The sequence below is a fragment of the Saccharicrinis aurantiacus genome, from assembly GCF_947489045.1.
Taxonomy (GTDB): domain Bacteria; phylum Bacteroidota; class Bacteroidia; order Bacteroidales; family Marinilabiliaceae; genus Saccharicrinis; species Saccharicrinis aurantiacus.
Genome location: NZ_CANLCN010000010.1, coordinates 125,260 through 138,369, shown reverse-complemented (window position 1 = coordinate 138,369; position 13,110 = coordinate 125,260). Strand labels below are relative to the sequence as shown.

The 13,110-nt window shown below is 34.8% G+C and carries 10 protein-coding genes; 3 read left to right on the top strand and 7 right to left on the bottom strand.

The window, feature by feature from the left end; translation table 11 throughout:
• Nucleotides 1-117: 117 nt before the first annotated feature.
• Nucleotides 118-570 (bottom strand): SPOR domain-containing protein, encoded by a 453-nt coding sequence (locus tag QMO11_RS13030; RefSeq protein ID WP_282037682.1) that lies wholly within the window; start codon nucleotides 568-570, stop codon nucleotides 118-120.
• A gap of 676 nt (nucleotides 571-1,246) precedes the next feature.
• On the opposite strand from QMO11_RS13030, the gene QMO11_RS13025 reads away from it, so the two are divergent.
• Nucleotides 1,247-2,380 carry a 1-acyl-sn-glycerol-3-phosphate acyltransferase gene (locus QMO11_RS13025; protein WP_282037681.1) on the top strand — a complete coding sequence of 378 codons (1,134 nt, stop codon included), beginning with the start codon at nucleotides 1,247-1,249 and terminating at the stop codon, nucleotides 2,378-2,380.
• A gap of 110 nt (nucleotides 2,381-2,490) precedes the next feature.
• Here the strand turns inward: QMO11_RS13025 and QMO11_RS13020 are convergent, their stop codons facing one another.
• The 4 genes from QMO11_RS13020 to QMO11_RS13005 all read right to left on the bottom strand — a co-directional run bounded on the left by QMO11_RS13020 (nucleotide 2,491) and on the right by QMO11_RS13005 (nucleotide 7,176).
• On the bottom strand, nucleotides 2,491-4,392 hold the full coding sequence (locus tag QMO11_RS13020) for an amidophosphoribosyltransferase (protein ID WP_282037680.1): 1,902 nt from the start codon (nucleotides 4,390-4,392) through the stop codon (nucleotides 2,491-2,493).
• Between the two features lie 158 nt (nucleotides 4,393-4,550).
• The gene (locus QMO11_RS13015) at nucleotides 4,551-5,198 is read right to left on the bottom strand and encodes a DUF6629 family protein (protein ID WP_282037679.1); all 648 of its coding nucleotides are present in this window, start codon (nucleotides 5,196-5,198) and stop codon (nucleotides 4,551-4,553) included.
• Between the two features lie 82 nt (nucleotides 5,199-5,280).
• Nucleotides 5,281-6,093 (bottom strand): sugar phosphate isomerase/epimerase family protein, encoded by an 813-nt coding sequence (locus QMO11_RS13010; RefSeq protein WP_282037678.1) that lies wholly within the window; start codon nucleotides 6,091-6,093, stop codon nucleotides 5,281-5,283.
• A 189-nt stretch (nucleotides 6,094-6,282) separates the two neighbouring features.
• Nucleotides 6,283-7,176, bottom strand: a complete 894-nt coding sequence (locus QMO11_RS13005; protein WP_282037677.1) for a phytanoyl-CoA dioxygenase family protein — start codon at nucleotides 7,174-7,176, stop codon at nucleotides 6,283-6,285.
• A 194-nt stretch (nucleotides 7,177-7,370) separates the two neighbouring features.
• On the opposite strand from QMO11_RS13005, the gene QMO11_RS13000 reads away from it, so the two are divergent.
• The gene (locus QMO11_RS13000) at nucleotides 7,371-8,207 is read left to right on the top strand and encodes an AraC family transcriptional regulator (RefSeq protein WP_282037676.1); all 837 of its coding nucleotides are present in this window, start codon (nucleotides 7,371-7,373) and stop codon (nucleotides 8,205-8,207) included.
• Between the two features lie 36 nt (nucleotides 8,208-8,243).
• Here the strand turns inward: QMO11_RS13000 and QMO11_RS12995 are convergent, their stop codons facing one another.
• Entirely contained in the window at nucleotides 8,244-10,919 is a 2,676-nt protein-coding gene (locus QMO11_RS12995) for an MGH1-like glycoside hydrolase domain-containing protein (RefSeq protein ID WP_282037675.1), read from the bottom strand.
• 236 nt (nucleotides 10,920-11,155) lie between these two features.
• Here QMO11_RS12995 and QMO11_RS12990 point away from each other — a divergent pair, with 236 nt between their 5' ends.
• Nucleotides 11,156-11,689, top strand: a complete 534-nt coding sequence (locus QMO11_RS12990) for an outer membrane beta-barrel protein (protein ID WP_282037674.1) — start codon at nucleotides 11,156-11,158, stop codon at nucleotides 11,687-11,689.
• 57 nt (nucleotides 11,690-11,746) lie between these two features.
• Here QMO11_RS12990 and QMO11_RS12985 read toward each other — a convergent pair whose 3' ends face one another.
• Nucleotides 11,747-13,090: a DEAD/DEAH box helicase gene (locus QMO11_RS12985; protein WP_282037673.1), complete on the bottom strand. Its 1,344-nt coding sequence runs from the start codon at nucleotides 13,088-13,090 to the stop codon at nucleotides 11,747-11,749.
• Nucleotides 13,091-13,110: the final 20 nt, after the last annotated feature.

Below are 13,110 nucleotides of genomic sequence, written 5' to 3'. Positions count from 1 at the left end.
GTTTTTTACAAGATCTCACAGAATAAAAAACGGTAAAGAATGCTTTAGTCGGATCGTTAAAGCAAAAAAAAGACCTGTAAATTACAAGTCTTGTTATGATGATGGTATTGCGTGTGCTTATTTAAACTTATTGTAATCAACGTTCTTAACAGGAACAGGATAGCAGCTCGGAAAGTCCTTTTTTAGTTTGTTATACATAACCAAAGCTTCGTTCTTACTTCTGAAATCTCCAGCCTGAACACGCCAAAAAGGAGCTTCGTACATTACGTATATCGACTCATCAGGCATTAAGGATAAGAATTCAGTTTTCACTTCTTGAGATTCTTTTTTAGCATTATAATTAGAGCCTAAGAATAATTGAACCCTAAAACCATCCACTCCCGTATTTCTTTTATTCACATCTAAATGGATATTTACGATATCCTCAATCTCAAAATCTTGAGCAATTACAAGAGACCCACTTTCAGAAGGTTGTTGAACCTCAGAAAATAAGTTAAACTCTTCATTAGATTGTCCGTAACACAAAGTGCCACTCATTAAAAATAAACCGAATAATAAACTCTTACCCATTGTAAACTATATAATTTGAACACAAAGATAATATATTTACTTATTGTGAGAATTAAACCATAACGATAATACCTTATAATCTTGTATTAAAATAGAAGAAAGCTCTAAAGTGTCAGCTTTCTAGCTCTCTTAATTATCTATAGAGTGCTTTTATTTTTATTGGATAGTTATTTTTCTTGCTTGATGTTTTATTGAGTTCTGTTTGTACCTCAGTCGTGGCATGTTCGGTGGTTTATTGGGGGTTTATTGGATGTTCATTGGTCCTATAGAACCCAAAGAATAACCAATAAACAACCAACCCAGACCCAATGATGCCCCGAATCAGACCCCTACAAGCTCCATTTTTTGAGATTTAGCCAATATTATTAGAAAGCTCAAATAGGCGCTAATAAGCAATTTGTTGTCTAAAATAGAGGCTTATATCCAAAAATATTTTTGAGTTTAAAATCGACCAATAGTTCCCGAGTGAAAAATGGATCTTAGCTTGCTAAATGAATGACACAAATATCAATTGCATATTGCTGTATGATTTTGTTTTTACAACTTCGTTTACTTATGTTCTATACCAAAGAGAAAATCACCATCTAAAAAAACGGCATAAGATAATTTAACTACTTATTGATTTTATAACTCAATTGATTATAATACTTTTGTGGCAAATTCAATTTACAAAAACATGTCAAAAGACGAATATTTTAGTTCAATACGCCCTTATAATGATGATGAACTTCAGGATATATTTACAGAATTACTAGCGGAGGAATCATTCCGTAAGGTACTTTCTAATATCTTTCCTGGTACTCCACTAGATGGGTTTGAGCAGCACTTGAGAAGTATTACTAATGTTGCTGATTTTCAGAAAAAGGTAGTTTATCCATATGTGAAAAAGATTGCAGATACTACTTCGCAGGGAATCTCGTTTGATGGGCTTGATAAATTGGACCCAAATAAAGGTTATGTGTTTATTTCTAATCACCGTGATATAACGCTTGATTCAACCTTTATGAATAAAGTATTTATTGAAAACGGTCGGGATACTGTTGAAATAGCAATTGGCGACAATCTGTTAATTTACCCTTGGATAAGTAAGGTGGTTAAATTAAACAAATCGTTTATTGTAAAGCGTAATTTACCAGCACGACAAATGCTGGCTAGTTCTAAAGTACTATCTGAATATATTAGATATGCACGTACTGAAAAGAATAGTAGTATCTGGATTGCGCAGCGCGAAGGAAGATCAAAGGATGGTGATGATAGAACGCAATCGAGTCTTTTGAAGATGATTAACATGAGTGGCGAAAATAATTTTGCTGAGAACTTTAAAGAAATTCAAATTGTTCCTGTTGCTATCTCATATGAATTGGATCCATGTGATTATTTAAAAGCTCAAGAGTTTTATTTGAAGAGTCAAGATCCTGAGTATAAAAAGACGCCTGCAGATGATTTAAAGCACATGCAATCAGGTATTAACGGAAGAAAAGGCCGTATTCACTATTCGTTTGGAACACCAATTGCTAATGAGCTTGAAAGTATTGAGAAGCTGGGTAAAAACGAAAGACTTGAAGAATTAGCCTCAACTATTGATGAGCAAATACACAATAATTATAAGCTTTGGCCAGGTAATTTTATTGCAAGTGATTTAATGAATAAAGAAAATAAATTTGCAGATAAGTATACTACTGAGGATTTAAAGTGGTTTGAAAATTATATGGAAGAGCGTATTGCAAGGGTAGAGGGCGATACTGATTTTGTGAAAAATACATTACTAGAAATGTACTCAAATCCGGTTAAGAATTTCTATCAGGAATAGTATTACAATTTATAAAATAGAAAAAGGGTTTTCAAATCATGAAAACCCTTTTGTATTTTATAAAACTTGTTTGAAGTATTTATTAGTTTTTACTAGAAACTAATCTACTATTAATAAGCTCTTGTATTTCTACCTTCAATAAAGTTGATAAATGAGTTGTTTACCACTTTGTTTCCACCCGCAGTAGGATACTTTCCTGTAAAGTACCAATCACCATTGTCATTCGGACATGCTTTATGCAAGTTCTCAACAGTTTGATATACCACTTCAACTTCGGCATCAATATCCTCAGGCGTTAGCATTTCTGCAATTTTATCAGAAACCTCTTCAACCGTAAATGGTTTGTAAATTTCGCGCACATAATTCACAACTTCTTCTTTCGGAAGATTTTGCTGCTCTTTACATCTAGCGTAAACATCATCAATAATATTTTGCATTCCACGCTCTTTTAGCAACTCAATTGCAGCACTAAAGGCACAGAAATCACCTAGTTTAGCCATGTCAATACCATAGCAATCCGGGTAACGAATTTGCGGAGCTGAGGATACTATAATTATCTTTTTAGGATGTAAACGATCTAAAATGCGTAGGATACTTTTCTTAAGCGTAGTTCCTCTTACAATTGAATCATCAATAACAACTAATGTATCTTCTTGATTTTTTACAACACCATAGGTAACATCATAAACGTGTGCTACTAAATCGTCTCTACTGGCATCATCAGCAATAAAGGTTCTCATTTTAGCATCTTTGATGGCAATTTTCTCCATGCGTGGTTGCACTTTCAAAATTTCATCAATATGCTCGCGATCCATTTCATTTTTGAGTTCCATTATTCGATCTAACTTCCATTGTGTAGTTAAATCACGAACTCCATCCATCATACCATAAAACGAGGTTTCAGCGGTATTTGGGATATATGAAAATACGGTATCTTTTAAATTGTAGTCAACCTTTTCTAATAGTGTTTTTGCCAATAAGCGACCCAATTCTTTTCGTTCTTGATAAATATATTTATCACTTCCTCTTGAAAAGTAAATACGCTCAAATGAACAACTTCTGCGCTCTTGCGGAACTCTAATTAATTCTTCAGAAACATCGCCATTCTTTTTTAAGATAAGTGCGTGTCCTGGTTTTAATTCTTTAACCTCACGGATGCCAACATTTAATGCTGTTTGAATTACCGGACGCTCTGAAGCTACAACTATGATTTCATCATCAATGTAATAAGAAGCTGGGCGAATTCCCCATGGATCACGTGCTACAAAAGCATCACCATGTCCCATCATTCCAGAGATTACGTATCCACCATCCCAACGACGGCTCGAACGTTCTAATATTTTTTTAACATCAAGGTTTTCTTCAATTTTAGAAGAAATCTCTTGATTTGATAATCCTTCGTTTTTGTATTGACGGAATAAGAATTGATTCTCTTCATCTAAGAAGTGACCCACATTCTCAAGAATTGTAACTGTATCCGTAAAATCTTTCGGATGTTGTCCTAATTCTTGTAGGTTTCTGAAAATTTCATCAACGTTAGTTAGGTTAAAGTTACCAGCAACCACTAAGTTACGCGATCTCCAATTGTTTTCGCGCATCACTGGGTGAACGTAGTCGATGCTATGACGCCCAAAAGTTCCGTAACGCAAATGACCTAAGTATAACTCACCAGCAAAAGGTACATTATCTTTAGCCCAAATTGGGTCTTTCATTAATTCAGGAGTAATGCCTTCTACCTTTTCTATCTGATCGTTAAGACCAGCAAATACATCTGCTATTGGATTGGCCTTGTTAGAACGACGTCGATTTAAGTAGCGAGAACCCGAAGGTTGATCGATCTTTAAACTAGCAACACCAGCACCATCTTGTCCGCGATTATGCTGTTTTTCCATTAATAAGTACAGTTTGTTTAAACCGTACATCCAAGTACCATATTTTTCTTTATAATACTCTAAAGGCTTGCGTAAACGTATTAAAACAAACCCGCATTCATGTTTAATTTGATCGCTCATATCCTCAAGTAACTACTTGTTTTTATTGAAAGCGCAAATTTATTTTAAATTTTCGGCTTCGCCAATTTAATAGCAACATTAAGACTTAAGAAATGTAAATAAAACTAGATATGAATAACAAACCCTATAAAACACGTGGTAGTTCTGTGATTTTTGTACTACACAGCTTCTTTTTGTTCTTTCTTTAGTATGTAGAAAATATAAATACTTAATACCGCAGCAAACATGCACCAAGTAGAAATCATATACTTTAAATAAAATATTTTCGATACTATAAAAAGCAGCAACATGGCTATGCCCAAGTAGTTAATGTGCTTATTGCTTGAGAATATAAAAGGAAAAACAGCAGGTAGTAAATACAATATGCCACTCCACCAGTTGGTACTTTTAAAATGGCCTACCGTATAAAAAATATGATGCGCATCTATTTGTGCAGTAACCTCATAAATACTCATGCGGTAAGCTAGTATTGCTGTTAAAATAACACCAACGGCCAAAGAAAAACCAATTAGTTTTTTTCTACGCTTATTTTTTTCTAAAGTAAATGCCGATAAAGGTACCCATATGGGCCATATTAGCTGTGCGAATATTAAAAAACCATAAGTTGCAATTAGTTCTGTAATAACGAAGCCTTCGTTTTGTAGTGCTACCCAAAGCCAGCCCTCACAAAATTGCTGAATGCCAAATAAAATAGGAATCATGGCAAATAGCTTCTGTTCTTTAGAGGTGCTCTTTTTAATGGCGAGCACTCCAACCGATGATATTACAGCACTAGCGCCAAAACTTACTTCTGCAGAAAAACACATGATTTTTTAGTTTAGGGAATTTGAATTAATAGCCTTAAAAGTAACACTTTCAATTTAATGCCCTAAATTATTAATTGCCATTTTACAATATCGCTTTTAAATAGTTTTTCATTTTATTATTCACCTCCCACTGACTAATAATGGGCATATTAGTATACGGAATTGCAGGCATATAGGGTTCTGGGCCAAATTCAGGACAAATATAAAATGTTTCCTTACCACCAATTTTTGCTTGCTGAATAATAGCCTCCCACCAATGTGTAAAAGTATCTAAGTATAATTTGTTCTCTGGAGCAAACGGGTCGTTTACTTGAGGTGATTGTGTATGTCCTACCCTGGCATGAAAATATGCACTGTGGCTAATTGCAGCAGCAAGTTGTTCCGACTGTTCATTTAAAAAACTCTCAGATACCACCACCCAATGCGAAAAATCGGCATTAAGTTTTAAGTCGCCAAACTCTCTTAAAAATGCAGCTGTTGCCATAGCACTATATGGAAATCTACCACGATGTGTTTCATGTACTATTGGAATATCATGCTGCTGTTCAAATTTATAACTAGCCTCAATTATTCTAGCATTATCCTTAAATGAATAATAATCCCTGCCCGTATGCGAGTTTATCATTATAGGGGCAATCTCAGCTTTATAATCCAATGCCTTTTGCATTCTTTTCAAATAACTATCGGCACTTTCATCTTGCGGTTCTAACCACTGTTGAGCGATACAATCTAATTTATGCGTATCCAATAGTTTTCCTACCTTACTTATAAATAGGCTATCCTCTGGCAAATTTATCTCAATGCCATCATATCCATAAGCGGCTACTTTCTCAACAAAAGCTTCTATAGGCATTTCCTCGCTTCCCCAATAAGGGCACATGTATTTTATTTTCATATACTCAACTTTAACATAAACAAAGACTTGCGCTAAAATAATTAAATTTTTGGCAAGTCTTTATGTTAATAAAATTATTTTGGGCTTCCCTAAAGGGCGGGCTATCCGCTATATCTTTGTTTCGCCATAATGGGCTCACAAAGGATGCCGCTGCTATCCCTAAGCCACCCGTGTTCAAGCCTCGAAACTCTATTTTATAGGGTAGAGCTTTGGAAAGAAATTACCTTCCATTTTATTCCCTTTCGCAATTGGCGGAACTCCCGTTAAAATCTCATCGTTTGAATCACTTAATGTGCCATCAGCAAATACATTCATCACAAATGCCCTACGCGGTTTATCTGATGAGTTCTCAAAAGAACCGTGTACTAACAGAGGATGATGAAAAGCACCATATCCTTTTTTCATTTCAATTGGTACAGGCTTAAACTGAGCTTTTTGCTCATCCGTTAAAAATTCCATCAAACCATCCATTTCTCCGGTTAAGATTGGCTTATCCAATAATCCCCATTTATGACTGCCAGGAACGTATTGTAAACACCCATTTTCTTTAGTTGAATCATCCAATCCAACCCAGCAAGTAAGATGTTGCATTGGCGATGTTCTTGTCCAATACGAGTAATCTTGATGCCAGGCCACAACACCTCCATGGTTCGCGGGTTTGCAAAAAAGTTGATCATGCCAAAAACGTACTCCTTGCTTACCTAATAATTGATGCGCTGCCATAACAAAAGCAGGGTTCCAATTTACATCATGAAATCCTGGAGTTAAACGCCAATGACCTAAACAATGGAAAATTATCTTATCAGGATCAGTTGATTCATTGGTATGAAACTCATAGAGTAAGTCATGCTTTTCATACTTTGTATCCATTATTTTCAACAATTCTTCGTTGAGCTGATTCACATGATGTTCATCTAATAATTTTATATTATCTACATAACCGTGCTCATTAAAAAAAGCAATTTGTTCATCGCTCAATTTATATTGTTCCCATTCTTCTTCAGTTTTGGGCCATGAGAACATATTCGATACTAAATTCGAATATTTCGCTAAATCGCGGTGAAGTGTGATTGTATTTTCCATTAGAGATTAATTTAATTAACTATTCAACTTTAAGAGTGCTAAATATTTAATGTGTATTGTAACATTGCAATACGTTAGCAAGAGTAAATCTAATGGGTATATAAAAGACAAACTTGTCTTTTATTGTTTAAAACATAACCTATTTTAATGTGTTGTACATTTAGTTTGGGTAGTTATTAAATAATAGTGTATAAATGAAGGCTATTTACGAAGACGTTTCACATGATAAGAATAATACCATAAAGGTTTATGAATACCTTAAGCCAAGCTTTGAAACACCATTGCACTTTCATCCAGAGTTTGAACTAGTATATATTATTAAAGGGAGAGGTATTCGTTATGTTGGTGATAACTTATCAAATTTTAAAGAAGGAGATTTAGTATTATTGGCACCTAATATTAGCCACTGTTGGATGGATGCAGCAGATTATTCAGGCGAATGCCATTCAATAGTCATGCAGTGGGTGCCCGATGTTTTGCATGATTTAGCCGAGTTTTCTGAATTCGAAAACTTATTTGAACAAGCCCGTAGGGGTATTTCTTACACGGGAACTTTCTCAAATAGAGTATTTCCATTACTAGAAAGTGTATTGCAAAGTAATGGAATTGCTCGATTACAAAAGTTTATAGACTTGTTGAGTCAATTACAGGCAGAGGAGAAGTATACTTTGCTAAAATCAGGTTTGTTGGCAAATAAAACGAATTTAAAGAGTTTAAACCGGCTCAACATTGTTTATGAGTTTGTGAAGCGAAATTATGCTAGCAAAATTTATTTACAAGATGTTGCTGATGCAATTCATTTGAGTAAAGAAGCATTTGCTGTTTTTTTTAAAAGGCACACTCAAAAAACTTTTTTCGTTTACTTAAACGAATTTCGAATTGCACGGGCATGTAGCTTACTCAAAGATAGTGATACATCAATTACTCAAGTTTGTTTTAATTGTGGCTTTGAAAGTTTACCCTATTTTCACAGACAATTTAAACGCTTAAAAGGTAGATCTCCTTTGCAGTATAAGAAACAATTTCAATAAAAAAAGGCTGTCTTAACTAAGACAACCTCCTTGATTTTATTTCTTTTTTATTGTTTTTTCGTCCCAATGGGCATTATCCTTCAGTTTATCAAAATTATACGTTCTGAACATTAGCATCAGATAAGATATCACTCCGGTCCATCCAGTTTGATGGCTAGCTCCGATACCTGCTCCATTATCGCCATGGAAATACTCATAGAATAGAATATTATTTTCCCAGTTAGGATCTTCCTGAAAGTGTTTATACCATCCGTATACAGGACGATAGTTCTTTTCATCTTTTAAGAATATTTTCTCTAAACGGTTCACTATTTCAATGGCGACTTCCAATAGGGTCATCATATTTCCCGATCCTGTTGGGCACTCCACTTTATAATCATCGCCATAAAATGCATATTGCTGAAATAAAGCACGAATAATCATCGTATTGGTCGGCATCCATATTGGGCCACGCCAGTTTGAGTTACCTCCAAACATGCTACTGTCCGATTCTCCAGGTACGTATTTCACAGTAAACTCTTCATCATTCCAAGAAAATACGTATGGGTTTTCTTCGTGATATTTTGATAAAGACCGAATACCATAATCACTTAAAAACTCATCTTCATTGAGCATAGTTTTTAAAATAGCCGTTAATTTCTCTTGGCTAAGTACTCCTAATAAACGTCGATCATTTTCGCCTTGATTAAAAGGGCTAGCTATGTTTTTAGATAAGCGTTTTGTTCGCGTTATCATGTATTTATATTTCTCCATTATTGGAGGCAGTAAATCTAAATGTTCTTTTTCAATTACAGTAGAAGCACATAGAGGTAACAAACCTACCATCGATCTCACTTTTAATCGTGTAGCAGAGCCATCAGGGAAACGTAAAACATCATAGAAAAATTGATCTTCTTCGTCCCACATTTCATCTTGGTTCTCACCCACTTTATCCATTGCTGATGCAATTTCTAAAAAGTGGTTGTAGTAATCTACTACAGCCTCTTCGTACTCCTCGTAGCCAAGTCTTACTAATTCAAGACATATTTCTAGCATATTTTGAGCATACAAAGCCATCCAGCCATTTCCATCAGATTGCTCAATATGTCCTCCAGTTGGCAATTCGTGGCTTCTATCAAATACTCCAATATTATCTAAACCTAAAAAACCTCCCTGAAAGGTATTATTCTTCATGGGGTCTTTATGATTGATCCACCAATAAAAGTTTTTATTAAGCCCTTCAAAACAGGTTTTTAGAAATTCGCCATCTCCCTTACCATGGTTTTGTTTGTTGTTTTTATACAATGTAACAACAGCAAAGGCATGTACGGGAGGGTTTACATCGTTAAAACTCCACTCATACGCAGGTATTTGTCCATTTGGGTGCAGGTAATTATCTTGTAAAAATAATTCGAGCTGATTTTTAGCAAAGTATGGGTCAACAACAGAAAGAGGAAGTGTGTGAAACGCAGAATCCCAAACGGCATACCAGGGGTATTCCCATTTATCTGGCATACTAATAATATCGTGGTTTTTAAGGTGCTCCCAATCGTTATTTCGTAGTTTTTTTCTGGGACCACCTTTATAATTATCTAACCATTCACTTATGTCAAATTCAAAATACTGTTTGGTCCATAGCATACCTGCTAAGCCTTGTCTAATGATACGCTGTTCGTCTTCACTTGAATCTGGAGGATAAATATCATTATAAAATTCATCTGCTTCTTTCTTTCGAAGACTGAGCGTTTTTTCAAAACTTTTGAAGCTGTACTTAGCCCTGTTTGTTGACTTAAGAGTTAGACTAATTTCAATGCTCTCACCAGCTGGAATTTCTAAATCGTACATTGCTGCAGCCTTTGTTCCTTGGTTATCAGGATTAACAGAGTCGAATTTCTGTTCAACAATGAATTCATTAAAAGCATCTTTAACGTATTTTGTGCTATTATTGCCCGTCCCAAGTTTTTCATGGTTGGTTTCGTTATTAGTAAATAACCATAGTGGTGTTTCTTTAGCACTCAGTACATAATCTCCTAGGAAGTCATGTTTTGCAATAATGCAATTATCATCGAGTAATTCTATTTTTGGCTCAATTGTTTTATAGTTCCACCAAGTATTACGAAACCAGAGTGTGGGTAGTAATACAACATTTGCATCCTTACTGCCTCTATTGTGTGCAGTTATCTTAATTAGGATGTTATTAATATCTTTTTTTGCATACTCTATAAAAACATCTAGATAGTTGTTTTCTTTAAAGGCATTGGTATCTAAAAGCTCATATTCAAAATCCTTTTTAGAGCGTGCAGCGTTTACATCAACCAAATCCTGATAAGGAAATTCATTTAATGGATATTTATATAAATATCTCATATATGAATGTGTTGGTGTCGAATCTTGATAAAAGTAATACTCTTTCACATCTTCACCATGGTTTCCTTTTGGGCCTGATAATCCAAAAAGTCGTTCTTTTAGAATAGGATCCTTCTTGTTCCAAAGGCTTAGTGCAAAACAAAGGTGCTGATTATCATCACTGATACCAGCAATGCCATCTTCGCCATATTTATATGTTCTTGCTCTTGATTGGTCATGAGAAAATGAAATCCAAGGATTATCCGTACTGCCATCATCTTCGCGCACAGTGCCCCATTGGCGTTCGCTTAGGTAGGGTCCCCATTTTTTCCACTCAATCCCCTCATGAGCACATGCTTCTAAACGTTGTCTTTCATTCTTAGTCATTGGTCAACCCTGTTTTGTTGAAATCGTAAATTAATACAAAAATAGAAATTCAATACACTTACTTATGCATCTTAACATTTTTTATGCGGTAATGGTTTACTAAGGTACATTGATAAAAAACTTTTTAGAGTGCTTATGGTTATTGTGTTACGAATATATTGTATATTCGATATGATATTATTTTAACCTAAAGATAGACTCTAATTAGAATCGTCTATTGTAATACAACGTAATTTATGAAAAAAGTAGTATTTTTTTTAAGTATGGTGATGTTAACCTCTACCTTTATTACGGCTGAGGCCGGAGATAACAAATGGGGTGTAAGAGCAGGTTATCAGAATACAAATATTTATTCTGATGGTGATGCCATAGGAGATAATTTAGGTGGGTTTTATATTGGAGCATTTAGAGAGCATCAATTAATACCTCTCTTAAGCCTAAGTGCAGGTTTAGAATATACTCAAATGGGTATGAAGGCTTTTGACGAAAATATGAATCTTAATTATTTGGGCGTACCTGTTGGATTGAAGGCTAAATTAGGACCTATTTCTGCAATTGGAGGAACAGGTATCAATTTCAAAGTTGGTGAACATGATATGTATGATGATGTAAAAGGTTTTGATATTCCTGTTTATTTGGGTGCCGGTTTTAATGTACTTATGATTGGTATAGAGGCCCGTTATCAATGGGGTTTAACCGATATTAATGGAGATAGTGCTGGCAAGTTTGCTAATAGAGGTTTTCAGATAGGGATATCTGTAGGGTTTTAAAAGAAGTTTTTTATAAAAGTAAAGCCAGTAACTTAATTGCTACTGGCTTTCTTTATATTATTTTCTTTTGCCTCTAGGTTTTTGACCTCGAGTTTTTGGCTTTTTGTATTTGGCTGCTATAGTTCGTCTGTATGAACCTCCTTGGTTCTCTTTCTTATTTTTGTCTTTCTTCTCATGAAAAGCAGCTCCCTTAGAGGTATCCACTTTAGGAGTTTTTACCAATAGTTTGCCGGCAATTACCGGAGCTTCTAAATCGATTATTTGTTCTGATACTTCAACATCAATTGGTAATTCTTCTAGCTCAATTTTAATATTCATTAAAGCTTGAATTTCTTTCCAAATATTTTGGTCTTCCTCAGACACAAAAGCCACAGCTTGACCTTCTGCATCAGCCCTTCCCGTTCTTCCTATACGATGCATATAGGCTTCAGGTTCATCAGGCATATCAAAGTTAATTACATGGCTTACGTTCTCAATATCAAGACCTCTTGAAATTAAATCAGTTGCAATTAATATTCTTAAGGTACCATCAGCAAACTCATTTACCATTCTGAAACGGTAGTTTTGCGATTTGTTTGAATGAATCACTCCCAACTCTTCCTCAAATATCTCTTCTAGATTTGAGAATAATAAATCTGCCATTTGTCTACTCTTAACAAATACCAATACTTTATCAGCATTTGGCATAGTATCTAGCGCATACAGTAATAGATTTATTTTGGTATAAAAATTAGGGACTTTATATCCGCTTTGGAAAATTTTATCAACCGGGGTACCACTTGATGCAACCTCTACTTTTATTGGGTCGTAAAAGTATTTTTTAATAAGCACCTCAACATCATAAGTTAAGGTTGCCGAAAACATTAAATTCTGACGTTTTTCAGGAAGAAGGTCTATTATACGTTCTAATTGAACTTTAAACCCAAGGTTAAGCATTTCATCAACCTCGTCAATTACTAACTTCTGAACAGCTTTTAACCTTAAGGTTCCTGTTAAGCAAAGATCCAATAGTCTACCAGGTGTAGCAACTAATACATCAATGCCGTCATAAACCATTTGTTTTTGAGTATTGATGTTAGTTCCACCATAAACACCGCTGATGCGGCAATTCATATATTCTGTAAGCTTAACAAATTCACCTACAACTTGCTCTACTAATTCTCGGGTAGGAACTAATACTAAAATGCGAGGATGTTTTTGCTTACTGAATTTGAGGTTTCGTAGCAATGGTAATATGTATGAAATTGTTTTACCAGTACCTGTTTGAGCTACTCCAACGACATCTCTTCCAGACATTGCAATGGGGAAAATTTGTTCTTGAATGGGTGTAGCCTCAGTTAAACCCATATCATCGATAGCGTTTAATATTGGGCCGTTTAAATTTAATTCAGTAAACTTCAAAATATTCTTGTTTTTATTTT

Coding starts and splice junctions, on each gene's coding strand:
- QMO11_RS12990 (WP_282037674.1), top strand. CDS start 11,156: ATGAAAAAAGTAGTATTTTTTTTAAGTATGGTGATGTTAACCTCTACC.
- QMO11_RS13025 (WP_282037681.1), top strand. CDS start 1,247: ATGTCAAAAGACGAATATTTTAGTTCAATACGCCCTTATAATGATGAT.
- QMO11_RS13015 (WP_282037679.1), bottom strand. CDS start 5,198: ATGTGTTTTTCTGCAGAAGTAAGTTTTGGCGCTAGTGCTGTAATATCA.
- QMO11_RS13030 (WP_282037682.1), bottom strand. CDS start 570: ATGGGTAAGAGTTTATTATTCGGTTTATTTTTAATGAGTGGCACTTTG.
- QMO11_RS13010 (WP_282037678.1), bottom strand. CDS start 6,093: ATGAAAATAAAATACATGTGCCCTTATTGGGGAAGCGAGGAAATGCCT.
- QMO11_RS13020 (WP_282037680.1), bottom strand. CDS start 4,392: ATGAGCGATCAAATTAAACATGAATGCGGGTTTGTTTTAATACGTTTA.
- QMO11_RS13000 (WP_282037676.1), top strand. CDS start 7,371: ATGAAGGCTATTTACGAAGACGTTTCACATGATAAGAATAATACCATA.
- QMO11_RS12995 (WP_282037675.1), bottom strand. CDS start 10,919: ATGACTAAGAATGAAAGACAACGTTTAGAAGCATGTGCTCATGAGGGG.
- QMO11_RS13005 (WP_282037677.1), bottom strand. CDS start 7,176: ATGGAAAATACAATCACACTTCACCGCGATTTAGCGAAATATTCGAAT.